Source organism: Ferrimonas aestuarii (assembly GCF_005116665.1).
In the GTDB taxonomy this organism is placed as follows: domain Bacteria; phylum Pseudomonadota; class Gammaproteobacteria; order Enterobacterales; family Shewanellaceae; genus Ferrimonas; species Ferrimonas aestuarii.
Genome location: NZ_SWCJ01000016.1, coordinates 89,727 through 114,593, shown reverse-complemented (window position 1 = coordinate 114,593; position 24,867 = coordinate 89,727). Strand labels below are relative to the sequence as shown.

The 24,867-nt window shown below is 52.1% G+C and carries 25 protein-coding genes and 1 rRNA gene; 11 read left to right on the top strand and 15 right to left on the bottom strand.

Going from position 1 to position 24,867, the window contains the following annotated elements:
- Nucleotides 1-115: ribosomal RNA gene (locus FCL42_RS17060) — 16S ribosomal RNA — on the bottom strand; the annotation flags it as partial.
- Nucleotides 116-528: 413 nt separating this feature from the next.
- Here FCL42_RS17060 and FCL42_RS17055 point away from each other — a divergent pair.
- Nucleotides 529-1,059 carry a gamma carbonic anhydrase family protein gene (locus FCL42_RS17055; RefSeq protein WP_136864635.1) on the top strand — a complete coding sequence of 177 codons (531 nt, stop codon included), beginning with the start codon at nt 529-531 and terminating at the stop codon, nt 1,057-1,059.
- Here FCL42_RS17055 and FCL42_RS17050 read toward each other — a convergent pair.
- The 6 genes from FCL42_RS17050 to FCL42_RS17025 form a co-directional block, all read right to left on the bottom strand.
- The gene (locus tag FCL42_RS17050) at nt 1,052-1,327 is read right to left on the bottom strand and encodes a DUF1488 family protein (RefSeq protein WP_136864634.1); all 276 of its coding nucleotides are present in this window, start codon (nt 1,325-1,327) and stop codon (nt 1,052-1,054) included. The genes FCL42_RS17055 and FCL42_RS17050 overlap by 8 nt on opposite strands.
- Nucleotides 1,328-1,334: 7 nt before the next feature.
- Nucleotides 1,335-2,177, bottom strand: coding sequence for a shikimate dehydrogenase (gene aroE / locus FCL42_RS17045; RefSeq protein WP_205729293.1), 843 nt, complete (start codon nt 2,175-2,177; stop codon nt 1,335-1,337).
- Nucleotides 2,178-2,246: 69 nt separating this feature from the next.
- A complete protein-coding gene (hemF, locus tag FCL42_RS17040) occupies nt 2,247-3,164 on the bottom strand; it encodes an oxygen-dependent coproporphyrinogen oxidase (RefSeq protein WP_136864632.1) in 918 nt (305 codons plus the stop codon).
- A gap of 19 nt (nt 3,165-3,183) precedes the next feature.
- Nucleotides 3,184-3,750 carry an L-threonylcarbamoyladenylate synthase gene (locus tag FCL42_RS17035; protein WP_136864631.1) on the bottom strand — a complete coding sequence of 189 codons (567 nt, stop codon included), beginning with the start codon at nt 3,748-3,750 and terminating at the stop codon, nt 3,184-3,186.
- Nucleotides 3,751-3,756: 6 nt separating this feature from the next.
- Nucleotides 3,757-4,263, bottom strand: coding sequence for a 5-(carboxyamino)imidazole ribonucleotide mutase (gene purE / locus FCL42_RS17030; RefSeq protein ID WP_136864630.1), 507 nt, complete (start codon nt 4,261-4,263; stop codon nt 3,757-3,759).
- Nucleotides 4,264-4,315: 52 nt separating this feature from the next.
- Entirely contained in the window at nt 4,316-4,876 is a 561-nt protein-coding gene (locus FCL42_RS17025; protein ID WP_136864629.1) for a DNA topoisomerase family protein, read from the bottom strand.
- A gap of 132 nt (nt 4,877-5,008) precedes the next feature.
- Between FCL42_RS17025 and FCL42_RS17020 the strand changes: the two genes are divergently transcribed.
- On the top strand, nt 5,009-6,763 hold the full coding sequence (locus FCL42_RS17020) for a collagenase (protein WP_136864628.1): 1,755 nt from the start codon (nt 5,009-5,011) through the stop codon (nt 6,761-6,763).
- A gap of 71 nt (nt 6,764-6,834) precedes the next feature.
- Here the strand turns inward: FCL42_RS17020 and FCL42_RS17015 are convergent, their stop codons facing one another.
- The 3 genes from FCL42_RS17015 to FCL42_RS17005 are packed head-to-tail and all read right to left on the bottom strand — an operon-like array spanning nt 6,835 to nt 9,389.
- Nucleotides 6,835-7,308, bottom strand: a complete 474-nt coding sequence (locus tag FCL42_RS17015) for a DUF494 family protein (protein ID WP_136864627.1) — start codon at nt 7,306-7,308, stop codon at nt 6,835-6,837.
- A gap of 3 nt (nt 7,309-7,311) precedes the next feature.
- Nucleotides 7,312-8,388: a DNA-processing protein DprA gene (gene dprA, locus FCL42_RS17010; protein WP_136864626.1), complete on the bottom strand. Its 1,077-nt coding sequence runs from the start codon at nt 8,386-8,388 to the stop codon at nt 7,312-7,314.
- Nucleotides 8,388-9,389, bottom strand: a complete 1,002-nt coding sequence (locus FCL42_RS17005) for a LysM peptidoglycan-binding domain-containing protein (RefSeq protein ID WP_136864625.1) — start codon at nt 9,387-9,389, stop codon at nt 8,388-8,390. The genes dprA and FCL42_RS17005 overlap by 1 nt, the downstream gene beginning before the upstream one ends.
- Nucleotides 9,390-9,534: 145 nt before the next feature.
- Between FCL42_RS17005 and def the strand changes: the two genes are divergently transcribed.
- The 5 genes from def to FCL42_RS16985 are packed head-to-tail and all read left to right on the top strand — an operon-like array spanning nt 9,535 to nt 15,155.
- A complete protein-coding gene (gene def, locus FCL42_RS17000) occupies nt 9,535-10,047 on the top strand; it encodes a peptide deformylase (protein WP_136864624.1) in 513 nt (170 codons plus the stop codon).
- A gap of 9 nt (nt 10,048-10,056) precedes the next feature.
- Entirely contained in the window at nt 10,057-11,001 is a 945-nt protein-coding gene (fmt, locus tag FCL42_RS16995; protein ID WP_205729292.1) for a methionyl-tRNA formyltransferase, read from the top strand.
- Nucleotides 10,998-12,305: a 16S rRNA (cytosine(967)-C(5))-methyltransferase RsmB gene (gene rsmB, locus FCL42_RS21845; RefSeq protein WP_205729291.1), complete on the top strand. Its 1,308-nt coding sequence runs from the start codon at nt 10,998-11,000 to the stop codon at nt 12,303-12,305. Before fmt ends, rsmB begins: the two co-directional genes overlap by 4 nt.
- 3 nt (nt 12,306-12,308) lie before the next feature.
- Nucleotides 12,309-13,709, top strand: a complete 1,401-nt coding sequence (trkA, locus tag FCL42_RS21840) for a Trk system potassium transporter TrkA (RefSeq protein ID WP_205729290.1) — start codon at nt 12,309-12,311, stop codon at nt 13,707-13,709.
- Between the two features lie 3 nt (nt 13,710-13,712).
- Complete coding sequence (locus tag FCL42_RS16985; RefSeq protein WP_136864622.1) at nt 13,713-15,155, top strand: TrkH family potassium uptake protein; 1,443 nt, start codon at nt 13,713-13,715, stop codon at nt 15,153-15,155.
- A gap of 63 nt (nt 15,156-15,218) precedes the next feature.
- Here the strand turns inward: FCL42_RS16985 and hemG (FCL42_RS16980) are convergent, their stop codons facing one another.
- Nucleotides 15,219-15,755, bottom strand: a complete 537-nt coding sequence (gene hemG / locus FCL42_RS16980; RefSeq protein WP_136864621.1) for a menaquinone-dependent protoporphyrinogen IX dehydrogenase — start codon at nt 15,753-15,755, stop codon at nt 15,219-15,221.
- A 701-nt stretch (nt 15,756-16,456) separates the two neighbouring features.
- On the opposite strand from hemG (FCL42_RS16980), the gene FCL42_RS16975 reads away from it, so the two are divergent.
- On the top strand, nt 16,457-16,765 hold the full coding sequence (locus tag FCL42_RS16975; protein ID WP_205729289.1) for an ArsR/SmtB family transcription factor: 309 nt from the start codon (nt 16,457-16,459) through the stop codon (nt 16,763-16,765).
- 62 nt (nt 16,766-16,827) lie between these two features.
- On the opposite strand, the gene hemG (FCL42_RS16970) is transcribed toward FCL42_RS16975, so the two are convergent.
- From hemG (FCL42_RS16970) to pepQ, 4 genes are read right to left on the bottom strand one after another with little or no spacing between them, the layout of a single operon-like run.
- Entirely contained in the window at nt 16,828-17,355 is a 528-nt protein-coding gene (gene hemG / locus FCL42_RS16970) for a menaquinone-dependent protoporphyrinogen IX dehydrogenase (RefSeq protein WP_136864620.1), read from the bottom strand.
- A gap of 12 nt (nt 17,356-17,367) precedes the next feature.
- Nucleotides 17,368-18,825 carry a TrkH family potassium uptake protein gene (locus tag FCL42_RS16965; protein WP_136864619.1) on the bottom strand — a complete coding sequence of 486 codons (1,458 nt, stop codon included), beginning with the start codon at nt 18,823-18,825 and terminating at the stop codon, nt 17,368-17,370.
- A gap of 16 nt (nt 18,826-18,841) precedes the next feature.
- Nucleotides 18,842-19,462 carry a YigZ family protein gene (locus tag FCL42_RS16960; RefSeq protein ID WP_136864618.1) on the bottom strand — a complete coding sequence of 207 codons (621 nt, stop codon included), beginning with the start codon at nt 19,460-19,462 and terminating at the stop codon, nt 18,842-18,844.
- Nucleotides 19,462-20,781, bottom strand: coding sequence for a Xaa-Pro dipeptidase (gene pepQ, locus FCL42_RS16955; RefSeq protein ID WP_136864617.1), 1,320 nt, complete (start codon nt 20,779-20,781; stop codon nt 19,462-19,464). The genes FCL42_RS16960 and pepQ overlap by 1 nt, the downstream gene beginning before the upstream one ends.
- A gap of 209 nt (nt 20,782-20,990) precedes the next feature.
- Between pepQ and fadB the strand changes: the two genes are divergently transcribed.
- The 3 genes from fadB to tusA all read left to right on the top strand — a co-directional run bounded on the left by fadB (nt 20,991) and on the right by tusA (nt 24,729).
- Nucleotides 20,991-23,144 carry a fatty acid oxidation complex subunit alpha FadB gene (fadB, locus tag FCL42_RS16950; protein WP_136864616.1) on the top strand — a complete coding sequence of 718 codons (2,154 nt, stop codon included), beginning with the start codon at nt 20,991-20,993 and terminating at the stop codon, nt 23,142-23,144.
- An 11-nt stretch (nt 23,145-23,155) separates the two neighbouring features.
- A complete protein-coding gene (gene fadA / locus FCL42_RS16945; RefSeq protein ID WP_136864615.1) occupies nt 23,156-24,319 on the top strand; it encodes an acetyl-CoA C-acyltransferase FadA in 1,164 nt (387 codons plus the stop codon).
- A gap of 164 nt (nt 24,320-24,483) precedes the next feature.
- The gene (gene tusA / locus FCL42_RS16940; RefSeq protein WP_136864614.1) at nt 24,484-24,729 is read left to right on the top strand and encodes a sulfurtransferase TusA; all 246 of its coding nucleotides are present in this window, start codon (nt 24,484-24,486) and stop codon (nt 24,727-24,729) included.
- The last annotated feature ends 138 nt before the right edge of the window (nt 24,730-24,867 follow it).

The window sequence follows — 24,867 nt, the reverse complement described above, 5'->3', positions numbered from 1 at the left end:
CCGCTCGACGCCCAGTAAATCCACCGAAGCTTCAATACTGTCGTTTCCGCTCGACTTGCATGTGTTAGGCCTGCCGCCAGCGTTCAATCTGAGCCATGATCAAACTCTTCAATTAAAAAGTTTTTTGAAGTCCGAAAACTTCGACTCAATGAATTACTGAATTAACTTGTTATAGTCACTCAGTGCAACATTGATATATGAGATATCAATCCTGCGCGAGTGCCCACACAGATTGTCTGACAAATTGTTAAAGAGCTTGCTACGAATTTTCGTCCGTAGCGGGATGCGTATGTTACGCCTCCGAGATATTAAGTCAAGAAATTTTTCGTCGAATTTCGTAGAAATCGTCACTTGGCTTACTATCTTCAACGAAGGCGGCGTTTTCTGCCGTTGCCCCCGTCGATGGATGCGCATTATAGGGGGTAATCTGACGCTGACAATAGCTAATTAGAAAATTCTCTATCGTTCGCTCACAATTCGAACCAACACGTTTAAAAAGCCAACTGCCAGTGCAATAAGGAAGCAAAAATGGGGCTATATACCTATAACCAAACCCAGCCAACCGTAGATGAGTCAGCCTTTGTAGAACAAAGTGCCGTACTCTATGGAGATATCCATCTTGATGCGGACGCCAGCATCTGGCCATTGGTCGCAGCCCGAGGGGATGTGAATCGCATCCGTATCGGTAAGCGTTCTAACATTCAAGATGGCTCGGTACTGCATGTCACACGCAGCAGTAGCAATAATGAAGCGGGCTACCCACTGCTCATTGGTGATGATGTCACCGTTGGCCACAAAGCGATGCTGCATGGCTGCCAAATTGGTAATCGCGTATTAGTCGGCATGGGGGCCATCATCTTAGACGGTGCCGTGGTTGAAGATGACGTGATGGTCGCAGCAGGCAGCTTGGTGCCTCCGGGTAAAAAACTGGAATCGGGCTTTCTTTATGTAGGTAGCCCGATTAAACAAGCCCGGCCGCTAACCGAGAAAGAGATAGCCTTCTTGAAAGTCTCCGCAGATAACTATGTTCGTCTCAAAGATGAGTACCTATCTAAATAGGGTCGTGCTGTAACCAGATTCGACCTTGAGCGTCATAGTTTTCTTCATCTATTAAGGTTTCCGCTTCGTCTTCTAGGTCGAAGCGGTATTTCTCAAAGGCTTGCCCAATCTGCAGCTCGGTTTCCAGTGGGCTTTGAGCCAGATGAGACAAGCTAGGCACACTGATGTAGCAACCAACCTGCTGACCTGAGACCATGGCGTTAAAACGGAGCCACTGCTGCTGCATGTCAATTTCAAACTGGTCATTAAAGAGAATTTGCTGGTTCATGGCGACCTCACAACTGCCGTTTAATTAAATCATAGACAGGTTGAGGGTCAGGCGTCACTCCACGCCAACGCTCAAAGCTCACCGCCGCTTGTTGAATCAACATGCCGAGGCCATCTAGGCTTTTGCTGACCCCAAGCTGCTTAGCCTGCTGCTGAAATACAGTCGGTTCGCTGCCATAGGCCATGTCGTAGCAGCACTTGGCCCGCTGAATCACATCAGCGTTAACAGGAAGCGCCGTAGAAGATAAAGAGGCCGAAGTGCCATTGATGATGAGATCAAACGCGCCATCAATCTCATCCATCGCACAACTGGAAATATCACCAAGTTCTGCAAAATGCTGAGCTAACGTCTCTGCCTTGGCTTGTGTTCTGTTAGCGACCACGATGGACTGTGGCTGTTGCTCAAACAGAGATGGAATCACCCCACGAACTGCGCCGCCGGCGCCAATCAACAAGATACGGCAGCCTTTGAGTTCAACTCCATTACGTAGCAGATCACGTACTAACCCCTCCCCGTCGGTGTTATCTCCCCACAGTTGGTCACCCTGCCAATATAGGGTGTTCACTGCACCAGAAAGTCGAGCCCTATCGGTCAGGCCATCACAGAGTTCAAACGCCTGCTGCTTAAATGGCAAGGTGACATTGGCACCCTGCCCGCCCTGGCGACGAAACTCTGCCACCGCTTGCGGGAATTGATCTTCTGCCACCAACTGTTTGTCATAGCTAAGCTGTTGCTGGGTTAGTGACGCAAATTCAGCATGAATAAGCGGGGATTTGCTATGGGCAATGGGGTTACCAAAAACGCAGTATCTGTCCATGGGTGTCATCGAATGTTTAGGTATTTCAACCATGGTGACGGCTCGCAAATTAAAAGGAAAGCCTAAAACGAAAAAGCGCCCTGATTCAGAGCGCTTAAAACCTTATGCCAACTCGTTGAGCCAATCCCGAGGTCGTAAGTAATCCTCATAGAGTTTAGCTTCTGGGCTGCCCGCTTGTGGCTGGTATTGATACTCCCAACGCACCAACGGCGGCATCGACATTAGGATGGACTCCGTTCGGCCACCGGATTGCAATCCAAATAGAGTTCCACGGTCAAAGACCAAATTGAATTCTACGTAGCGACCACGGCGGTACAGTTGGAACTGACGCTGTGCTTCGCTGTACTCATCGTGTTGACGACGCTCGACCACAGGCAGGTACGCATCTAAGAAGCCATTACCCACCGCCTGCATAAAGGCAAAGCTATCTTCGAACCCCGGCTCATTCAGATCATCAAAAAACAGGCCGCCGACACCACGAGTCTCATTACGGTGTTTTAGGAAGAAGTAGCGATCGCACCACTCTTTGTATTTCGGATAGTAATCATCCCCAAACGGCCGGCATAACGTCTCTGCAGTACGGTGCCAATGCAGCACATCTTCATCAACTGGGTAGAAAGGCGTCAGATCGAAACCTCCACCAAACCACCAGATTGGCTCAGCGCCCTCTTTCTCTGCAATGAAGAAACGAACGTTGGCATGACTGGTTGGAATATGAGGGTTGCGAGGGTGAATCACCAAAGAAACGCCCATGGCTTGAAAGCGGCACCCTTCCAGTTCTGGTCGTTGCGCCGTCGCCGACGCTGGCATCTTATCGCCAAACACGTGAGAAAAGTTAACCCCGGCTTGTTCAAACAGCCGCCCTTCGGTCAGCACTCGGCTGCGGCCACCGCCGCCCAATTCGCGCTGCCATTGGTCTTGCTGAAATTGCGCCTGACCATCAATGTCAGCCAGTTGCTCACAGATACGGTCCTGCAGCCCTAATAGAAACTGCTTAACTAATTCAATCCGTTGCTGCATGTCGTCCTCGGGGGTGGCGTTAACCGGCGCGAATCAAATCGCCTGTTATCGCATCTCTAATGGTGGAAGGCAGACGCTGCTCCCCGACCTGGCTGTCGAGGACACCGTCCAGTAGATCGCCCAATGCTTCAATGACCTCATCAACGGACGTTCCTGGAGGAAAGGTCGTGAGGTTAGCACTGGTGGAGATAATCGGTTTACCAAAGGCTTGGGTAAGCTCAGCCGCTTGCTGATGCGCGGTCACGCGAACCGCTACCGAATCAAATTGACCGGTAACCCAGCTTGGTGTTTTGGATTGGGCTGGCACGATCCAGGTGAACGGACCAGGCCAAGTAGACTCAACGCGATTCAGCTGAGCTTCGGTCAGCTGAGTGAAGTCCACATAGGGCTGAAGCTGCTGTTGGCTAGCCGCCAGCAAGATCAGCCCTTTCTCGATGGGGCGTTGCTTTATCTGCAACAAACGCATTACCGCTTGCTCATTGTCTGGGTCACAACCCAATCCAAATACAGCTTCGGTGGCATAAGCAATTACGCCACCGGATTTTAGAGCGGTGACCGCCTGATCTAGGGTAATGCGTTTACTCATCGTTTATTAGCGACCCAACTTCTCTTGCAGGGCAGCATCTTTCGCGATTACGGCTTCAGCGTTCTTCTGACGATCCGCTTTAACACGCTCAGCCATGGCATCGTCACCGATAGCCAGCAGTTGAGCAGCTAGGTAACCTGCGTTCTTAGCGCCCGCTTTACCGATAGCGACAGCGGCAACTGGAACACCACCAGGCATCATGACGGTAGACAGCAGAGCATCGTGGCCTTGAAGTGGGCCCGCATCGATTGGTACACCAATCACTGGACGAGTGGTGATACCAGCAACAGCACCAGCTAGGTGCGCAGCCAGACCGGCAGCACAGATGAATACTTTACAGCCACGCTCTTCCGCATCGGTAACGTATGCGTGAGTCGCTGCTGGAGTACGGTGTGCTGAGGTTACTTTTACTTCGAAATGGATATCAAAGCTGGAAAGCACATCTAGAGTGGACTGCATAACGGGCAGATCGGAATCTGAACCCATGAGTACTGCTACAAAAGGTGTGGTCATTGGTACTTCCTTTTTATACCGTTTTATTATGGGTAGGGTATTTCGACGGCGATTATAGCGTTTCACCTCGATATTTACACTGCCGTTGAGGACAAACTAACCTAAGTTCCCCTCGAACCTTTTTCTCAACCAGTACCCCCCAACCGCACTCAGGACAGCATTGTTGATGCGGTTTATCGTTAACAGCGTATTTACACTTAGGGTAACAACTGCATGGGTAGAAGGTTTTGCCACTTCGGTTACTTCGAGCAACCAGTTCGCCTTTTCCGCATTCAGGGCAATTTACGCCTGCCGATTCCACCTCTTCACGAACAATAAAATCGCAGTTGGGATGCGCTGTACAACCGATATAAATTCCATAACGACCGGATTTCAACGCCAACGGCTGCTCACACTTAGGGCAAAGCTGATCCTCCATCACCTCAATAATACCAACCTCTTGGTGGCTTAAGGGACGGCTGTAATCGCAACTTGGGTAACTTTGGCAGCCCAAAAATGCGCCTCGTTTGCCATTTAGTACATGGAGCTCAGAGCCACACTTAGGGCAAACTTCATATTCACGCTCAAGGGCATGTTCGTGGGCACTGAATAGACCATCGTCAATTTTGCTCATGGCCGTTAATACCTGTTCATCCAGTTAGTTAATTAATGATACCAGTGGTTGGCGGTTTTAACGCACAACAATTGCACCCGCCGCCACATCGGGATACTGTATACAAAAAATAATTCTGATAAGGAGCATCAGGTGAACCAACGCATCACCCTTTCCGCCATCGCCTCTCTGCTGTTTTTAGCAGGCTGTGCTTCCACAGCACCAACGCAAATACCCCAGAAGATAGCGCTAAGCCAAGCCAACCAAGGCGACCCAGCCCAGATAAACGAAACTCTGTTTACTCAAGCCAGTCTTGGCACTTCTCAACTGATTGAAGCCAACCAGCAGCAACCACTGCTGTTAAATCAACTGGGTTATCTGCGCACGTTTAGCTACTTCGGTGAATTAGATGAAGTGTCTGAATCCGCTCAGCAACAGTTTAATGAGGCAATGGTTGCTCTAGGTGACACCCTTAACGCAAACACCCCAAGCCTAGTTGAGCAGTGGAGCGTACTGGTGTACCGCTACTACGCCAACGAAAAATTCGATGCACCATTGGACGACATCTTCGATACTCAAATTCGATTGCTGGCTCAGTTCGAAACCACCCCGATCACCAACATTGAGCAGGAATATGCCCTGTGGGAGTTAATTCGCAGTGTTGGCCTACTGATGCACTCCACCTATCGGGAAGACAGTGACAATCCGCTCAAGCAGCAACTGTTGGCATCGAAGCTTAGCGACAGCCTACTGAAATTTGCCAGCAGCGATAACGCCATCATCAATGGCGACGACTGGCCTCTGCAAAATACTTATTGGGCACTGGCGATGTGGCAACTCAACCAAGAGGGTGATGACTGGAACCAACTGGAGGCAAAAGTCACTCCCATTGCCAAAGCCGATATCACTAAGCGTGGCGATGAGGCCAAGCAAGCCTTCACTCTGGGTTATCTGGTTAACGGTTTTTACGGTCAAGAGGCCTGTAACGAGGAGTACAGTGACTACTGCTTAATGCCTACGGAAGAGCAGATTCTGCCCATCGAGCATTATTGTTCAGACAGCTTGTTTATTCGTACTCAAGACCTGTCGCAACAGGAACTGGCAATCTCCTGTGAGAAGCTAACCTCGCAAGAGTCTAACTTCCATCATCTGCTCAACACCCACCAACAGCCGGTTGCCAACGACAACAACACCGCACTGAAAGTGGTTGTGTTTAAGAACTGGAGCCAATACAACGCCTACGGCCAGCTGCTGTATGACATTGGTACCGATAACGGTGGTATGTATATCGAGGGCACGCCACAGGCGGAAGTAAACCAAGCGACCTTTTATGCTTTCCGAGCTTGGTGGTTGGAGCCGGAATTTAAGGTATGGAACCTAAACCATGAGTACGTTCATTATCTAGATGGTCGTTTCATTAAGTACGGCGGCTTTGGCCACTTCCCCAACAGCCTAGTATGGTGGGCGGAAGGGATGGCAGAGTACATCTCCAAAGGTAACGACAACGACAAAGCTCTTCGGTTAGCCAAAGAGACGGACAAAGCCGAGCAGCCCAGTTTGGAAACCATCTTTGCCACCGAGTACAACGATGGTCTGGATCGCACCTACCGCTGGAGCTATCTGGCGATACGCTTCCTGTCAGAACATGACCTCGAAGGTCTAAACCGTTTAGGGCAGCGCCTAAAAGCCGATGACTTCGGTGGTTATGAAGCGCAGATGGCCAAATTGGCCAAACAGCATCAACCGCAATTTGAGCAATGGCTGGCTACGATCAGTTCCGAAGTTAAGGATGAGCAAGTGCAAAGCGATGACGGCATGTTGAAGCCCCACAAGCAAAATCGTTACAGCTACCGAGACTACCTCAAACCGGAGCATCTAAGCTTAGACAGTTCTCGCCTGCACTTCTGATGCGAAGTGATCCGAGATCAACAAGGGCAAGCCTAAGCTTGCCCTTTTATTTACTTATCGTAGTTTGAGATTTAGTGAATCAGACCATCGGGCTCTTCAAACACCAGATCTTCCATCTGCCGATAAGCGGTTTCATTGCCTGGAGCATTAAACAGCACCATCAGCACCACCCATTTAAGGTCATCCAGACTTAATGGCTCACCGTCGAGCTCCATCACTCGATCGATCACCATCTCGCGAGTTTCCCCACTGAGCACCTTGACCTGCTCTAGGAACAACAAGAAGCCACGGCAAGTGGTATCCAATCGCAACATCTCAGCTTCCGTGTAAACCCGCACCGTTTTAACCGGATTGGCATACAGATAGGGTTGATCCCCCGCTTCCTGCAGCGCCGCTAGCTTTTCAATCCACACTAGGGCTTTGCCAATCTCATCGGCGCGAAATCCCGCTCGGCTTAACTCCTCGGTTAGCTCTTCACGATCCAACAACAGCTCAACGTCACTCTGCACATAGGTTTCAAATAGGTACATCAGTATGTCAAACATGCGTTACCCTCCCCTAAGTCGAACATAACCACCGGGCACTTGAGCCACCCGGCCCTCGAGTTCCAGCATCAACAGCTGTTCTAGTACCTCCTCTACAGGAAGATCGCTTCGAGCTACGACAACGTCCACCGCTGTCGCCTCATAACCCACACTATCCAACAACTTAGGCAAAGGCAACTCAGTCTCAACCGCAGCTGCCTCTATCGCCTGAGGTTGCCCCATAGGCAACAGCTCCTCACTAATGTGGACCGGCTCAGTCACCAGTTTGGCACCCTGCTGAATTAAAAAGTGACAACCCGCAGCCTCTGGGTGAGCAACCGAGCCCGGTACCGCAAACACCTCGCGTCCCTGTTCAGAAGCTAAGCGAGCGGTAATGAGCGAACCCGACTTCAACCCCGCCTCCATCACCACCGTTCCATAACTTAGACCGCTGACAATACGGTTTCGTTGCGGAAAATAAGCCCGCTTCGGTTTTTCCCAAGGAGGAAACGGCGATACCAACGCCCCTTTAGTTCGAATCTGCTGGCTTAATTCATAATGCCGCTTGGGGTAACACTGAGCCAAACCACAGCCGGTTACCGCCACCGTAAGCCCCGCTTCCAACGCGCCTCGATGAGCACAGGCGTCCACGCCTTCGGCCAAACCACTGACGATCACCCAGCCTTCTGCGGCCAGTTGCCTGCTCCACTCAGCCGTGAGTTCTTTTGTGGTGACTGAGGCTCGCCGGCTGCCCACCACCGCCAGCCCAGGTCCATTAATCGCATTAAGGAGGCCCTCAACAAACAGCACTAGGGGAGGGTCAGTTATCTGTTTTAGAGCAAAAGGGTATCGCTCATCGGTGAGTGTCACCAAGTGCCGGTCGGCGGCGGACTCACACCAATCCAAGCATTGCTGAATCGCCCTTTTATCTGGCGTTGCCAACTGTTGCTGTATACGAGTGGAGACCCCAGTTAGATCCCCCGCAATGGCCCACCGCCTTAACACTGACGGCGGCGCCAATTGCAGCAGTTTAAGCTTGCCCTTTAACCCCATGCCTTTGGCCAACAGCAGTGCCAACCAATCGAAAAGGGAATCCGCCATTAAAACCGCTCCCGATCCGTGCCACTTAGAGCACGCTCGCCATACTCATTCACCGTCACTGCGATGCCAAGCCTTATGGGTTCCAAACTGCGACTGACGATGACAGCACACACCACGCCTTCGCAGTGGGTCACAACCCCTTGGCCAACCTGATGAATACTTTCCCCATCAAACTGAGAATGCCAAAAATGCACCACCTGCCCACCAACCAAAGGCAATTGAGATGACGCCCCGATATAGGCAAGGTCGCCCTTAGCCAGCAAACTCTGATTCATGGCTCCCGCAAGCAGTTCTATCTCGCCATCAGGTAATCTAGGAGAGCCTGACAACAACCGCCTGGGTACAGACATCACCTGTAGAGGCAATAACCACTGGCCGACCTCAACCTCCTGATAGCTATCCGTTAATCTCAGTTGCCGACTTGGCAGTCCCGGAGACACTTTAGCGATGGCGGTTAGCTCAAGCACCTGAGCCAACGCTTGCCCGGAGGAGTGGAGTAAACTCCGCCCTAATCGGTAAACGCCCCAAGTGGTATTGGCGGGTAAAGTATCACTGGCCAACAGCGAATCGCCGGCGCTAAAGCGCAATCGATCAGACTCCCCCGCCACCACTTTGGTTTGAAGATTCTCGTCACCATTCCAATCTAATACTAAACGGATACGCTCGACAGCACGCTGCTGCCAATTCAGGGCTAGGATGGCCGAACGTTCGGCTGAGCGTTTTGATAGCGACGGTTGTCGAATTAATTGAGGCTGGCCATCGACCCAACTCAATTTGAGTTGGTCACCAGGGTAGATAAGGTGTGGATTGGCAATTTGAGGGTTGCGCTGCCAAAGCTGCGGCCAGCGCCAAGGGGCATCCAAATAAAGCTCAGAGATGTCCCAAAGGGTATCGCCCTCCTTCACCGTGTAGCGTGAAGGAGCATCGGATTTTATCTGCAGCACCTGCGCCCCAAGATTGGCAACGAACATCAGGCACGCACTCAACACCCAGATCCGCATCCAACTTCCCTGTTGATCGCCCTAAGGTTTACGCCTAATTCCGCTGTTACTGTAAAAGGACAAGGCAAAGCGTTAAAATTAGGCTCATGACAACCTAATTATAATCAGGTTGAGTATTTTTACCGATTTTGAAGACGAGAGAACCATGGCCACTTTGGAAGTCCTGCGTTTCCCTGACGAACGCCTACGCACCGTCGCTAAGCCAGTGACAGAATTTGACGATGAGCTGCAAACCCTTATCGATGACATGTTCGATACAATGTATCACGAGAATGGAATCGGTCTGGCCGCAACTCAAGTAGATCGCCACGTGCAAGTGATCGTAATGGATCACTCCGAAGATAAAGCCGAGCCAATGGTATTTATCAACCCTAAGCTGTCGAACCTACAGGGCGCATTCACCAACGAAGAGGGCTGCCTGTCCGTTCCCGGGGTTTACGCCAAGGTGGAACGTCATGAGACCGTTACCATTGAAGCTCAGGACCGAGAAGGCAACAGCTTCACCGTAGACGCAGATGAACTGCTGTCCATCTGCATTCAGCACGAAATGGATCACCTGCTAGGCAAGCTGTTTGTCGACTATCTGTCGCCTCTGAAGCGTCAGCGCATTCGTCAAAAGCTTGAAAAGCAAGCTCGTTTAGACGCAAAACACGCCTAGGAGATGGCCTTGACCCCGTTGAAAATCGTTTTTGCCGGTACTCCGGATTTCGCCGCTCGCCACCTACAAGCCCTGATCGACAGTGAGCATCAGGTGGTTGGCGTTTACTCTCAGCCAGATCGTCCTGCCGGTCGAGGCAAGAAACTGACGGCCAGCCCAGTAAAGCTGCTGGCGCTGGAACATGACATTCCAGTCTATCAGCCGAAATCCCTGCGTCAGGAACCTGCGCAACAGGAGTTGGCAAGCCTGGATTTCGACATCATGGTGGTGGTGGCTTACGGCCTTATCTTGCCAAAAGTGGTACTAGAAACTCCTCGTCTAGGCTGCATCAACGTCCACGGCAGCCTGCTGCCTCGTTGGCGTGGCGCGGCGCCAATTCAGCGCTCTATCTGGGCTGGCGACGCCACCACTGGCGTAACCATCATGCAGATGGATGAAGGCCTAGATACCGGAGCCATGCTGCACAAGGTGGAACTGCCTATCGCTGCTGATGACACCTCAGCCAAGTTGTACGACAAGCTGGCGGAGCTGGGCCCTCAAGGCCTTTTAGAAGCGCTGGAACAGATCGCCAGCGGCAGCGCAGTAGCCGAGGTTCAAGATGACGCCGAAGCCAACTACGCCGAAAAACTCTCCAAAGAGGAAGCTCGCATCGACTGGGCTCAAGACGCGGACTTTATCGAGCGCTGCGTACGTGCCTTTAACCCTTGGCCGGTTAGCCACTTCGAAGCTGCTGAGCAGAGCATTAAATTGTGGCAAGCAGAAGTAGTGGAAAACCCAGATAACGCCGCTGCAGGCACCGTTATCCAAGCGGACAAAACGGGCTTGGTTGTTGCCTGTGGCAAACAAGCGCTGAAGCTGGAAACCATCCAGATCCCTGGTAAAAAAGCGATGGCTGCCGCCGATGTGCTGAACTCCCGAGGCGAATGGTTCCCGGTAGGTAGTCAATTGTCATGAGCAAGCGCAACCTAAGAGCCCAAGCCGCCTGGGTCATTGAGCAGGTGATCGACAATGGCCAATCACTGGCCACCTGCCTACCTCAAGCACAAAGCAAGCTAAGCAAACCTCAAGACAAAGGTATCTTGGCGGAGATCTGTTACGGCGTCATGCGCCACCTGCCGGTTCTGGACTCTCAGGTCTTAGCCTGTTTGGAAAAACCACTCAAAGGCAAAAAAAGAATCATCCACTGCCTACTTTTAGCTGGCCTATACCAGCTAAAGCACATGCGCATTAAGCAGCACGCGGTGGTGACCGAAACCGTAGAAGCCACCCGCCAGCTAAAAGCTGACGGCATGTCTGGTCTGGTAAATGGCATTTTGCGCCGTTTCTGTCGCGAACTGGACAGCCTGCAGCAGCAGAGTTTCGAAGATGACAGCCGTAAGTATCTGCACCCACGCTGGTTTATCCAGCGCTTGCGCGATGCCTACCCAGACAACTGGCAACAGATTCTCGACGCCAACAATCAGCACCCGCCCCTATGGCTGCGTAATAACCCGCAACACCAGAGCCGAGATCAGTATCTGACACTACTCGCGGAACAAGGCATCGCAGCCAGCGCCGGTAACAACGCCAACAGCCTGCGGCTACATCAACCCATGGACGTTACCCAACTGCCTGGTTTCGATAACGGCGCCATCTCGGTACAAGATCATTCCGCCCAGTGGTCAGCCTACCTGCTAGAACCTCAAGCGGGCGAGCGCGTTCTCGATGCCTGTGCCGCACCTGGCGGCAAAACCTGCCACCTACTGGAAACTCAGCCTGAGCTAACCGAAGTGGTGGCTCTGGATATTGATGACCGACGTCTGGCCCGCGTGCAGCAAAACCTGGATCGCATCGGCCTCAACGCCACCTTGATTGCTGGCGATGGTGCAAATCCTGACAGCTGGTGGGACGGCAAGCCCTTTGATCGCATTTTGCTGGACGCACCCTGCTCTGCCACCGGCGTGATTCGTCGCAACCCAGACAGCAAATGGCTACGCCGCAACGATGACATCGCTGCCCTAGCGGAACTGCAGCAACAAATTCTGCACGCCTGTTGGAAGATGCTGAAGCCTGGCGGCACCTTGGTTTACGCCACCTGCTCGGTATTGCCTGAAGAAAACGTGAGCCAGATCAAAACATTCCTTCAGCAACAAGCGGATGCTATGCTGCTTACCATTGCGCAGGACACGCCGGACAACCCTGGCTGGCAGTTATTGCCTCAAGCCGATGGGGGCGACGGCTTTTACTACGCCAAACTTCAAAAACAGACAGTAAGCTAATCGATGAAGATCATCATTCTTGGCGCCGGACAGGTCGGCGGAACTCTGGCGGAAAATCTGGTTGGTGAAAACAACGACATCACCATTGTCGACAGCAACCATGAGATTCTGCGAAATCTGCAGGACAAGTACGATCTCCGCGTGGTTCACGGCCAAGCCTCCCACCCGGGTGTGCTTCAGGAAGCCGGAGCCGAAGATGCAGACATGCTTATAGCGGTAACCAACTCCGACGAAACCAATATGGTGGCCTGCCATTTGGCCTACACCCTCTATGGTACTCCAACCAAGATTGCTCGAATTCGTTCTCAGCAATACATGGCTCGCCAAGATTCGCTGTTCCAAAGTGGTGGCCACGGCAACAACTTCCGTGGTCGCTTCTTCATCGATGAACTGATCGCCCCTGAACAGCTGGTAACCCAAGACATCAGGCGCCTAATTGAGTACCCCGGAGCTCTGCAGGTGGTGGAATTTGCCGAAGGCAAAGTCAGCCTGGTGGCGGTGAAAGCCTATTACGGTGGGCCGCTGGTAGGCAACGCCCTGTCAGCACTGCGGGAACACATGCCCAATATTGATACCCGGGTGGCAGCCATCTTCCGTCAAGGACGGCCAATTCTGCCTCGAGGTACCACGGTGATCGAAGCCGACGACGAGGTGTTCTTTGTCGCCGACAGTAAGCACATCCGTGCAGTCATGAGTGAGATGCAGGAGCTAGAATCCAGCTATCGCCACGTGATGATCGCCGGTGGCGGTAACATCGGTTTTGGCCTCGCCAAAGCATTGGAGCCCTACCACGACGTTAAGCTGATTGAGCGTGACCCTCAGCGGGCAGCAGTACTGTCTGAATGGCTAGACGGCACCACGGTATTCCACGGCGACGCTTCCGATCAGGAGCTGCTCACCGAAGAGCAGATCCACCAAACCGATGTCTTCATTTCGGTAACCAACGATGACGAAGCCAACATCATGTCAGCCCTGCTGGCCAAGCGCTTGGGCGCCAAAAAAGTGATGGTGCTGATTCAGCGAGAAGCCTATGTGGATCTGGTCAAAGACGCCAACATCGACATCGCCATCTCCCCCAAGCAAGCCACCATCTCGTCGCTACTGACTCACGTCCGTCAGGGGGACATCACCAACGTTTACTCCCTTCGAGGAGGCGCAACCGAAGCCATTGAAGCGGTCGCTCACGGCGATGAGCAGACCTCAAAAGTGGTTGGCAAGCAGATTCAGGATATCAAGCTGCCACCGGGCACCACCATTGGTGCCGTCGTACGCAAGGATGAAGTGTTGATCGCTCATGACCGCACCGTTATCGAAACCGATGACCATGTGATCATGTTCCTCGTGGATAAGAAGTACATTACCGAGGTCGAGCGACTGTTCCAGCCAAGTGCGTTGTTCATCTAAGTCATGATCAACTTACGACCGCTGACCTTCCTGCTGGGGCTGTTTTTAGCCGCAGTGGCACTGTTGATGTGGGTGCCTGCCGGCGTGTCCCTCTACCACAATGAGGGACTCACCGCCGATTTCATCAAGGCATCCCTGTTTACCTTCACCGCGGCCGCCATCGCCATCTCCGGCGGGCAGCGCAGCCAGATAAAACTCAGTACCCGCGACCTCTACCTGTTCACCACCTTTACTTGGGTTGTGGTGTCCATTTTCGCGGCACTGCCGTTCACCTTCTACCACGGCATCACCTATACCGATGCCTTCTTTGAAACCATGTCAGGGATCACCACCACTGGCTCCACAGTACTCTCGGGACTGGACAACACCGCTTGGTCAATCTTGATCTGGCGCTCACTGCTGCAGTGGGTGGGTGGCATCGGCTTCATTGTCATGGGCGTAGCCATCTTCCCCATGCTCAACGTTGGCGGCATGCGCCTGTTCCGTACCGAGTCTTCCGACTGGTCTGATAAATGGTTGCCTCGAACTCACCTGATTGGTCGAGAGCTGGTTAAGGTGTACTTGCTGCTCACGGCCTTGTGCTGTTTGGGTTATCTGTTATCCGGTATGACGCCATTCGAGGCGATAAACCACGCCATGACGACGCTGTCCACCGGCGGCTACTCCACCACCGACAGCTCCATGACCAACTTCAGTACCGGCGCCCACTGGAACGGCACTCTGTTTATGTGGTTGGGCGGCCTGCCGATGTTGCTGTTTGTACAAATGAAACACATGCGCAGCATCAAGGTATGGAACGACCAGCAGGTAAAAGGCTACTTATTATTCACCGTCTGTGCAGCGCTTGGCTTGGGCGTTTGGCTCAGTTCGGCTCAAGATATGCCACTGTTCGAAGCCCTGACCTTGGCTTCCTTTAACCTCGTTTCGGTGATCACCACCACTGGCTTCGCCTCCACGGATTACTCTGCATGGGGACCAGCGTTTGCCATGGTGTTCCTGTTCTTGATGTTTGTGGGCGGCTGTTCCGGCTCCACCTCAGGGGCGGTGAAAATCTTCCGGTTTCAGCTGGCATTTACCATCCTCAAAAAGGCGCTGAGATTACAGATTCACCCTAATGCCGTGATTGCTGCACGTTACAACCGCCGGGTTATTAGTGAAGACATTGTGCGCTCACTGATCAGTTTTACCCTGCTGCTGATGGCGACCATCGTGGTGGTTTCCATCTTATTGGTTGCCATGGGGGTGGATCCCATCACCAGCTTTACCGGCGCCATCACTACGGTAACCAACGTCGGCCCTGGCTTGGGTGAGGTTATTGGCCCTGCAGGAAACTTTGCCACCCTGCCCGATGGCGCTAAATGGCTATTGGCGTTCAGTATGTTGCTTGGTCGACTGGAGATCATCACCATTGCGGTGCTGCTGCTCCCCGCCTTTTGGCGTTACTGATGCCCACTCCACATACAAAAAGAGGTGCCTATCTGGCACCTCTTTTTTTCAAGTTCAATCCGCTCACGCTAGGGTAATTAGGTGGCGGCCATAAGCCTTCACGTCTTCCCAATCGGTATAATCGATCACTGAGGTTTTGTCGGTAGGGCCATTGGTGAACTTCATGATCATCTGAATCATCAAGGTGTCCAGCCAACCCCAAGATGGGTAATCCACTTTACCTGCTATTACTTTCAGATCTTGAGGCTTCCATGAGGACAGCTCCAAAAACTTCTGCATGTAACGGTTGCCTTCAACCGTGGCTTTCTCAGGCGTTCGCGCCACTACTGACAGATTAAAGAAACTGTTTGGTTTGGCGTTCCAACGCTCAGAGTGAGCTTCAACGAACGCTAAGAAACGCTTGTCATAACTGCCATAAAGCACCGGCGCACCCAGCGCCACCAGATCATAACTGTCCCAGTCTACAGACTCATGAATCGCCTCGTTGATGTCCATCATGTCGCACTGATGATTTTCATCGTGGATGGTGTTCATGATGGTGCGGGCTACGCGAGCCGTATGACCACCCTGGCTGGTGTAAAGGATCAGAATGCGTTTCAAGCGAACTCCTAAAAATCGACAATGATTGAGGTCTGTTGACCTTTTGTGCTCATTTTTGCGCCACAAATTGGCATTTTTGTTCTGTATTTAACCGCTTATGTCAGGTTAGATGGCAAACAATGGGTTTCTGAGCGCCCTACGGGTCTGACTAACGGCTTTATACCAAATGCAACAATGCTCTGTGCAGTTCAGAAGCTCTCACAAGTTCTGAATCAAGGCAGCGTTGCGAAGGAATGTAGGTACCTTTCGAACAACGCTAACGCAGAGTCGGGGCTTGTGAGGGCTTCCCGGAGGGCTGATTTAATCGGCACTCATGCTGCGTTAGTAAACCTCACTTTAGGCCCACTAGAGCTTCGCTTTACTGCCTTGCCTGAGAACCGATTAATTTCAGCTGAACCATCAGACCATTAGTGCAATTGGTATTTCTCTACGTCAAACGATTTCAACGTAGAGTCACTATGCCATCAATCGTTTTCCTTGATTAAAAGCCGTTATCCTAGACCAAATTCTCATCACTAAAGATAAACAGACCCTAATTAGCTGAGTGTAATATGGTAAAAATGTTTCCTGACCGTTTTGGTATGGATCACAAAAATCGCCATCAACCCTGATTGAAGCTTCAATTTCGCGATCCAACCCAGCTTAACAAAGCCCATGTTTGCCCTTAATATGAATGGCAAATCATCACCTTGAGGTACTCCATGGCACTAACCATAGATTTAGAATCCATGACCAGCAATGCAGAGCAGGCATCAAAACTGCTAAAAACCATTGCCAATCCTCATCGCTTGATGTTGTTGTGCCTTATTGGCAAACAGGAGCTCACTGTCAGCGAGCTCAATGAACAGGTGCCACTGAGCCAATCGGCTCTATCACAACACCTAGCGGTACTGCGCCGCGAAGGTTTGGTCAGCACCCGTAAAGAGGCACAACAGGTTTGGTATCAATTGGACAGCCCTGAGGTAGAGGCGATCATCAACCTGATGTACGACCTCTACTGCGCCAAGTAGCGCAGCTCTGAACACAAAAAAGCGAGCCTAGGCTCGCTTTTTTAATGCGTCATAGCCCCACTCTATTGGGAAGAGATGTTATCCGCGAAGGCTTCGACCTTACCCCAATCGGTAAACTCCTGATTGGTCGAAAAGTCTGTCGGGCCTTTGGTCATCCACATAATAAATCGAATGATGTGCTTATCGAAAAAGCGCAGTTGGCTGTAGTTCAGCGAACCCGCAAATACCCCTAGAGATTTGGGCTGCCACGGTGATTCCTTCAAAAACTTCTGCATGTAGGCATTGGTTTGCGGCGTGTTCTTCTCTGGCTTACGAGCCACCAGATTAACGCAGAAGAACCCTGAGTGTTTACGCGCCAATAGCCCCTGATATTGATTCACAAACGCCATCACATTGGGGCGAAACTTGCCGTAACGGATACTCGCCCCTAAAACGATGGCATCGAAATCTTCAAGCTCAGCTTTCATTGGCTCATCCAAAGAAGCCAACACCACATGGTTATCGGTAGCTTCCAATCGCCGCTGCATCCGCTTGGCTATCTTGAGCGTTTGTCCATCCACCGTTGAATACAGAATCACTATCCGTTTCATCCGTCAATGCCCCTAACTCTTCCAAAATGCCGGAGTAAATAACACCAATAAGGTAAAGATCTCCAAGCGACCAAACAACATCGCCAGAATCAGCACCCACTTAGATACATCATGAATGTCGCCGTAATGGGACGCAACCTGTCCCAAACCAGGGCCAAGGTTGTTCAAACACGCAGCCGTAGCGCTGAACGCCGAGATGTCATCCATTCCCGTTGCCAACAGCACCACCAAACAGAGGGCAAACACCGCCGCATATGCGGCGAAAAAGCCCCAAACTGCGTCGATAACTCGATCGGGAACCGCTTTATTGTTCAGGCGAATCGAGTACATGGCCCTTGGATGAACCAAACGCTTAAGTTCGCGGCCGCCCTGCTTCAAAAGCAAAATAAAACGCACCACTTTCATGCCTCCACCCGTGGAACCGGCACAACCGCCAACGAAGCTGGAGAGAATCAACAATACCGGCAGGAACAAAGGCCATTCAGAGAAACTGCCGGTACCAAAGCCTGCGGTGGTGGAGATGGATACCGCTTGGAACAGCGCGTAATCAAAGGTCGCTTCTGGAGAATCATAGATGTCTCGATTCAACAGCACTAAGAAACACAGCAGGGTTAGAATCAATTGAAACAACAGGAATACGCGGACTTCCGCATCACGCCAGTAGTTCTTGAGATTAAGACCTCGGCGGGTAAAGGCACCAAAGTGTAGACTGAAGTTAACCCCAGCAATCAGCAGAAACACCACGCAGATGGTATTGATCAGCTGGCTATCAAACTGCCCCATGGAAGCGTCATAACTGGAGAAGCCGCCAATGGAAACCGTAGAAAAGGCATGGCCAACCGCATCAAACACATTCATCCCCGCTGCCCAATAGGCGCCCGCACAGCATAGGGTTAGAGTCAGATAGATGTACCACAGTGCCTTGGCCGTTTCGGCAATTCGAGGGGTCATCTTGGCGTCTTTCACCGGACCCGGCGTTTCGCAGCGATAAAGCTGCATGCCACCAATGCCCAGCATCGGCAGTACTGCAACCGCCAAGACAATGATACCCATGCCGCCCAGCCATTGCAGCAGATGACGATAAAACAGAATCGCTTTAGGAAGGTGATCCAAACCGGTCATCACCGTCGCCCCTGTGGTGGTCAACGCCGAAAACGCCTCAAAGAAGGCGTCGCTGACACTCAACGCGGGTTGTGACGACAACAGGAAGGGAATTGCACCGATCGATCCGAGAACGGTCCAGAAAAGCACCACAATAAGAAACCCTTCCCGGGCCTTCAGCTCCTCTTTGGTGTGGCGATTGGGGTACCAAGCGATCAAGCCGATCACTAGGCTTATCACCAAGGCCTGCATGAAAGTAGAACCCTCACCATCCTTGTAGATCACCGCAATCAGCGCCGGAGGCACCATGGTTAAGCTGAATAACATCACCAGCAGGCCGATGATGCGAATGATGGAACGATATTGCATCTAAATTCTTAATTTATCACTGGTCGTCCCAATGGACTGACAATCTTCCTTGGCTGCTTTGGGCTAACTGATGTGAAAACTGCTCACAGTTAGCTTGAGGCACAGTTAGGGTATAACTTACTTGTTGTTCAAAGCTTTGGGTAATGATTTCGCCATCAAATTGACCAACCCAATGGGCCACATTGGCCTGATCGCCATATTCAGCCACCAATTGGCCCTGAATCATGGGGATGAACGGCTTAGTTTGCAACTGTTCCAAGGCCAATTTGACGCCACCAGAGTAAGCGCGTACTAACCCGCCAACCCCTAATTTAGTGCCCCCGTAATAGCGAATGACCACCACAGCAAATTGACCAACATCGGCACCAAGCACCACGTTAAGCATCGGCTTACCCGCCGAGCCAGCAGGTTCACCATCATCGCTGGCACCAATGTCTCTGGTATTTCCCGGAGGCCCGGCATTGAACGCCAGACAGTGATGACTGGCGTCAGGATGCTCCGCTCGCGCTCGCTGCTGCAATGCCCGAGCTTGCTTACCGTCGGTTACGTGAGCAACCCAGGTGATAAAGCGACTTCGCTTTATCACCTCTTCGACCTCAAGAAAGGCCGCAGGAATTTGAAAACCGCTTGCCGACATCAATCCAAGCCAAGGTCTCGAGTCATATTCTCAATCCGATTTTCGTGCACGATAACATCATCTTCGATGCGGATACCGCCAAATGGGCGCATGGCATCGATGGCGCTCTGATTAAGCATGGTACGAGCTTGTGGGCTCAATTGAGTCAGCAGTGAATCAATCACATACAGGCCCGGCTCGATGGTCAACACCATGCCAGGCTCAATCACACGGGTACAACGCAGGGCACGATGCTGCTCTGGCGCTGCCAAATGGGTTCCCTGCTCGTCCTGCATAAAGCCCGCAACATCATGCACCTGCAGACCAATTTGATGGCCTAAGCCATGGGGGAAGAACGCCGCAGTTACGCCAGATTCGATCAGTGCCTCTTCTGAGCCACTAGCCAAATTGAACTGAGCCAACATGGAAGCAACTCGCTGGTGCATATTCAGGTGCAGATCGGTGTAGCGCATGCCTGGCTTGATGCTGGCGATGATCTCCCGTTGATGTTGATCCATCACGGCAATCATCTCGGCAAAGATGCTGCTCTTATCGAAAGCGTAGGTTCGAGTAATGTCGGAGGCATAACCATGGAAGCTGGCGCCAGCATCGATTAGGAAGCTACGTAGGGATTCTGGAGTAACAGTTTCCAACTTGGTGTAATGCAAGATGGCACTGTTTTCATTGAGTGCGATGATGTTGCCATAGGGAACCTGATTCTCCCCCTGCCCAGTCGCACTGAGATAAGCCAGCTGAATCTCAAACTCACTCTTCTGGCCATAAAACGCATCGCGGGCCGCTTCATGACCACAGACAGCAATCTCACTGGCCACACGCATGCACGCCAATTCATAGTCGGTCTTGATGCTGCGATGGAAATGCAGATAGTCCAACACCGGCTGAGGGTTGCACTGAGTCATGCCCCACTCGGCCGCCAAATCAGTGTGCTCGCCAAGGTAGGCATACTGGTCAAGATTAGCAGGCAATTTAGCCTTGGCCTCAGCTGGCGTTTCAATCAACTCAATGTCGAACCCATCAGTCCAAAATTCGCTGGGAACTGGCGGCACTTTATGCCAGAAATCGACTGGACGATAGAACAGCAGCTTAGGTTTGGCTTCTGGGCGAATCACCAACCAACAGTGCGGGTTATCCGTGACAGGCAGCCAGTGTTTAAAGTGAGGGTTCACCTTAAACGGGTAGTCCATATCATCAAGAAAAATACGATGCGCCTGACCAGAGTGAATCACAAGTCCCTGAAGATTCTGGCGGCGAATGATGGTGTCACTGCGCTGAGACAGTTCTGCAATATGGCTAGCATAGAGTGGAGCTAAACGGTCCATGGCACTCTCTTTATGGTTGCGACTCTGAGAAGCGGCCAGTGTACCACAGACGCTATGCCACTAAACCTAGGGGCTGCCACACCTTGTAACGATGATCTTAAACAGGTGTTTTAAATAGGTGTTGCAATTTAATGTGACCCAAGACACACTTTGAGTAATCGGTCACCACTTGGAGCGGTGACTTTGTCGCGGTAAAAAGGAAACCAAGCATGATTTTTCAAAGCAGCACCATCAAGGTCAGCTGGCTGGAACCCGGTATCGCTAACCTGTGTTTTGATGCCGCAGGTTCAGTCAATAAGTTCGATCAAGCCACCCTCAACGATTTTGACCAAGCCCTTTCGGCTTTAGCCCAACAAGATGAGCTAAAAGGCGTTGTCATCAGCAGCGGCAAGCCCGCGTTTATTGTTGGCGCCGACATCACTGAATTCCTAGGCCTATTTGCCGCCCCGGAAGAGACGTTAGCCAACTGGGTTGTGGAAGCCAATGCCATCTTCAACAAGCTTGAAGATCTGCCAGTCCCAACCATCGCCGCCATTCGCGGTTTTGCCCTAGGTGGCGGTTGTGAAGCCATTCTTGCTTGTGACCTACGAGTGGGTGACACCACCGCCCGTATTGGCCTACCAGAAACCAAGCTGGGCATCATCCCTGGCTTCGGTGGTACCGTGCGTCTGCCTCGAGTGATCGGTGCCGATAACGCCATGGAGTGGATCACCACAGGCCAAGAAAACCGCGCCGATAAAGCGTTGGCAGTTGGCGCCCTGGATGCAGTGACCGCCCCTGAAAAACTAGAGCAAGCCGCAGTTAAGATGCTGAAGCAGGCGATCAGTAAAGAGATCGACTGGCAGGCACGCCGTCAGCGCAAGCAGCAGCCTCTCAACCTATCGCAAATTGAAGCCGCCATGTCATTCACCACCGCCAAAGGCATGGTGGCAATGAAAGCCGGTCCTCACTACCCTGCGCCTCACGCTGCCGTAGCCGTTCTAGAATCGGCCGCGGGTTTTGGCCGCGCTGAAGCTCTAAAAGCAGAAGCCGCCGCCTTTATAAAACTGGCTAAAGGCGACGTAGCTCAGGCTCTGGTTGGTATCTTCCTCAATGACCAATACGTCAAAGGCAAGGCCAAGAAAGCCGGTAAAATCGCTAAGAAAGTTGAGTCTGGTGCCGTCATCGGTGCGGGCATCATGGGTGGCGGTATCGCCTACCAGTCAGCACGCAAAGGCGTACCTGTGGTGATGAAAGACATCGCCCAACCGGCTCTGGAGCTTGGTCTTAACGAAGCCGCTAAGTTGCTTTCGAAGCAAGTTGAGCGCGGACGCATGAAACCTAGCGCCATGGCTGGGGTGCTGAACAGCATCGTACCGTCTTTGGATTACGAAGCCATTAAGCACGCCGACATCGCCGTGGAAGCGGTGGTGGAAAACGAAAAGGTGAAAGGCATTGTGCTGGCAGAGGTCGAGCAGACCATGAAAGAGGATGCCATCCTCACCTCCAACACCTCTACTATCTCCATTACCCGTCTGGCTGAAAAGCTGCAGCGCCCAGAAAACTTCTGTGGCATGCATTTCTTCAACCCGGTACACCGTATGCCGCTGGTTGAGATCATCCGTGGCGAGAAGAGCTCAGACGAAGCCATCGCCACCACCGTGGCTTACGCCGCGAAGATGGGCAAAACCCCGATTGTGGTAAATGACTGCCCAGGGTTCTTCGTTAACCGCGTACTGTTCCCCTACTTCTTCGGCTTTAACATGCTGCTGCGTGATGGCGCTGACTTCCAGCAAGTAGATAAGATCATGAGCAAGCAGTTCGGCTGGCCGATGGGTCCCGCGTACCTGCTTGACGTTGTAGGCATCGATACCGGTCACCACGCCGTTGAAGTGATGGCCGAAGGCTTCCCGACTCGCATGGGCAAAACCTTCCGCTCTGCACTGGATGTAATGTTCGACGCCGGCCGCTACGGTCAAAAGAACGGCAAAGGTTTCTTCCAGTACGCACCTGACCGCAAAGGTAAGCCAAAGAAAACCGTTGATGATGAGGCCATTGCCCTGCTGAAAGCCGAATACGGCGACAGCAAGCCATTTGATGCCGAAGAGATCATCGCCCGCACCATGATTCCGCTGATCAACGAAACCGTTCGCTGCTTAGAGGAAGGCATTGTTGCCACCCCTGCCGAAGCAGACATGGCTCTGGTGTATGGCATCGGTTTCCCTCCATTCCACGGCGGCGTATTCCGCTACCTGGATACCATGGGCTTGGACGCCTATGTGGCACTGGCAGACCGTTTCGCTCACCTAGGCGAAATGTACCAAGTAACAGACAAACTGCGTGAAATGGCCGCCAATGGCGAACGTTTCTACTCGGCTAAATAAGGAGATTGGCAATGAAACATGCGGTAATCGTCGATTGCATCCGCACCCCAATGGGTCGTTCCAAGGGTGGGGTATTCCGCAATGTTCGTGCTGAAACCCTATCAGCCGAACTGATGAAGCAACTGCTTGAGCGTAACCCTCAAGTGGATCCAGAAGAGATTGAAGACGTTATCTGGGGTTGTGTTCAGCAAACCCTAGAGCAAGGTTTTAACGTTGGTCGTAATGCCGCCCTACTGGCTGGCTTACCGAAAAGCGTAGGTGCCGTAACCGTAAACCGTTTGTGTGGCTCCTCCATGCAAGCGATTCACGATGCGGCTCGTGCCATCATGATTGGCGACGGCGACATCTTCATCGTTGGTGGTGTTGAGCACATGGGTCACGTTCCCATGAACCACGGTGTGGACTTCCACCCAGGTCTGGCCAACAACGTCGCCAAAGCCGCTGGCATGATGGGGTTGACTGCGGAGATGCTGGGCAAAATGCACGGCATCAGCCGTCAGGCTCAGGACGAATTTGGCGCGCGCTCTCACCAATTGGCTCACCAAGCCACGCTGGAAGGTCGTTTTGCCAATGAGATTGTGGCCATCAATGGTCATGACGCCGACGGCGCACTGATTCGAGTAACTGAAGACGAAGTGATTCGTCCTGAAACCACCGCAGAAAGCCTATCCACGCTGCGTCCGGTATTTGATCCAGTCAACGGCACCGTAACAGCGGGCACATCATCGGCACTGTCTGATGGAGCCTCAGCCATGCTGATGATGAGCGAAGATAAAGCCAAAGCCCTTGGCCTGCCAATTCGTGCTCGTGTTCGTTCCATGGCCATTGCTGGTTGCGATCCATCCATCATGGGTTACGGCCCAGTACCTGCGACTCACAAAGCATTAAAGCGTGCCGGTCTAACCATGAACGACATCCAGCAGGTAGAGCTAAACGAAGCTTTCGCCGCTCAATCTCTGCCTTGTGCCAAAGACTTAGGTTTGCTGGATAAGATGGATGAAATGGTAAACCTAAATGGTGGTGCCATCGCTCTGGGTCACCCGCTGGGTTGTTCCGGTGCTCGTATCTCTACCACCTTGATCAACCTGATGGAACATCGTGACGTTGAACTGGGTCTGGCGACCATGTGTATCGGTCTAGGTCAGGGTATCGCCACCGTATTTGAACGTGTCTGAACCTAAGTAGAGTTTATTCGATACTCATTAAGGGAAGCTTTGGCTTCCCTTTTTTGTGATCCTGACTGTATAAATAATGCTCAACCCAAGGCCTACCCTTGCACCTCACCATGGGGGGAGTATGATGAGCGCCCTGAAATCGATTCAACCTAGGTGGATATTTGATGACCGACCGTTTTAACGACGCCAATCATACACTCGACGCCATCGGCCTTCGCTGCCCAGAGCCAGTGATGATGGTCCGTAAAACCGTGCGCAATATGGCAGAGGGAGACACCCTACTGATCACCGCTGACGACCCATCCACCACTCGTGATATCCCTAGCTTCTGTCGCTTTATGGACCACACCTTAGTGGCCAGTCAGGTTGAACAATCCCCGTATCAATACCTGATCAAAAAAGGCAGTTGACCTAAATTCATTCAGACACACTCTTTTTCAAAAAAGCCGTTTATGACGGCTTTTTTTGATCCTAAAGGGCTAAACACTGGTGTTGGTTGATTTCATCAACTGGGTTCACTGCACAAGCTTCCTGTAAAACAATAAGCC